General features: G+C 51.9%; 1 protein-coding gene. It reads left to right on the top strand.

Features of this window, described 5'->3' with window-relative positions:
• Positions 1-1,793: non-ribosomal peptide synthetase (locus tag ABEW32_RS26285; RefSeq protein WP_430193244.1), on the top strand; the 1,793-nt coding region annotated here is incomplete at both ends.

Raw genomic sequence — 1,793 nt, 5'->3', positions numbered from 1 at the left:
GAGCAGCTTGGCGAAGGTGCGGCGTCGGATTTTGTAATCAGCAATGCAGGCATGATTGAACAAACGAACTATGATTTCAATCTGGTCGTCATGCCGCAGGAAGCGATGAAAATCCGATTTGAGTACAACACGAAATTATTTGATCGGGAAGCCGTGGAACGGACTCAGGGCCATTTAATACAGCTGCTGGAGCAGGTAGTGGCGAATCCGGACATTCGGGTGCAAGAGCTAGATGTGTTAAGTGAGCAGGAACGCGAGCAAATTCTCAGCGTATGGGGAGATACGGCTGCCGAGTATCCAAGCCAGCAAACGATCCATAGTCTGTTTGAGGCACAAACGGCGCACACACCAGAGCAGCCAGCGTTGTACTTTGAAGGAGAGCAACTGAGCTATCGTGAGCTGAATGAACGTGCAAATCGTCTGGCGCGAACCTTGCGCAGTCAAGGCGTGACGAAGGATCGGCTGGTGGGTCTGATGACCGAGCGTTCGATAGACATGATCGTGGGCATCTTCGGCATTTTGAAAGCGGGAGGTGCATATGTCCCTATCGATCCGACGTATCCAGAGGAGCGTATCCGCTACATGCTGGACGACTCGGGAGCAGAGCTGTTGTTGACGCAAAGCCATCTGGTGGACAAGGTAGCTTTTGATGGTCAGATGCTGGTGCTGAATGGGGCAGAAAGGGTGTATCACGAGGATGGTTCCAACCTGGAGCCGCTGTCTGGTCCGAACGATCTAGCGTATGTGATCTATACGTCGGGTACGACGGGACAGCCAAAAGGGGTTATGCTGGAGCATCGTGGTCTATGTAATCTGAAAACGTATTTTGATCAGGAATTCCAGATCAGTACGTCGGATCATACATTGCTGTTTGCCAGCTATTCGTTTGATGCAGCTTGCTGGGAAATCTTCCAAGCCTTGTTCTGCGGCGCCACGTTGTACATGCCAACGACAGAGACGATTTTGGACTATGAGAGATTCGAGCATTACATGACAGAGCATCAGATTACGATAGCGACATTACCACCGACCTATGCGGTCTATCTGGAGCCGGAACGGATGCCAAACCTGCGTATACTGATCACTGCGGGTTCAGCCGCTTCAATAGAGTTGGTATACAAGTGGAAGGATCATGTGGCGTATTATAACGGCTATGGTCCAACTGAAAACTCAGTAGCGACGTCGGTCTGGCCAGTATCGAAGGATGAGAGAGCAGGACAGCTGATTTCTATCGGACGCCCTGTACCGAATCACCGGGTATATATGGTGGATGTACATGGACATTTGGCTCCAATAGGCGTAGCGGGTGAACTATGCGTGTCCGGTCCAGGTCTGGCTCGCGGTTATCTGGATCGTCCAGAACTGACAGCTGAGAAATTTGTACCGAATTCATTTGCGGCTGGTGAAGCAGGTTATGAACGAATGTACCGTACGGGTGACTTGGCGAGATGGATGCCGGATGGCAACATCGAATACTTGGGCCGGATCGACCATCAGGTGAAAATCCGGGGTTATCGGATCGAGCTGGGCGAAGTCGAGGCACAAATTTTGAAAGTGGAGGACATACAAGAGGTCATCGTACTGGCCCAGGCGGACGAGCAGGGACAAAACCAACTGGTGGCGTACTTTGTTGCCGAACGTGATGTGAGTGCTGGTGAACTGCGAAGCTTACTGGGTGAGGAGCTGCCTAACTACATGGTGCCTTCCTATCTGGTACAGCTGGAGCAGATGCCGCTGACACCAAACGGTAAAATCGACCGCAAGGCCCTGCCAGCACCCGAAGGCAGCCTGCA

Origin of the sequence: Paenibacillus jamilae, from assembly GCF_050482105.1 — a bacterium.
Taxonomy (GTDB): Bacteria; Bacillota; Bacilli; order Paenibacillales; family Paenibacillaceae; genus Paenibacillus; species Paenibacillus jamilae_B.
Note: the sequence above shows the minus strand (reverse complement) of the source record. Positions and strands in the feature narration are given on the sequence as shown.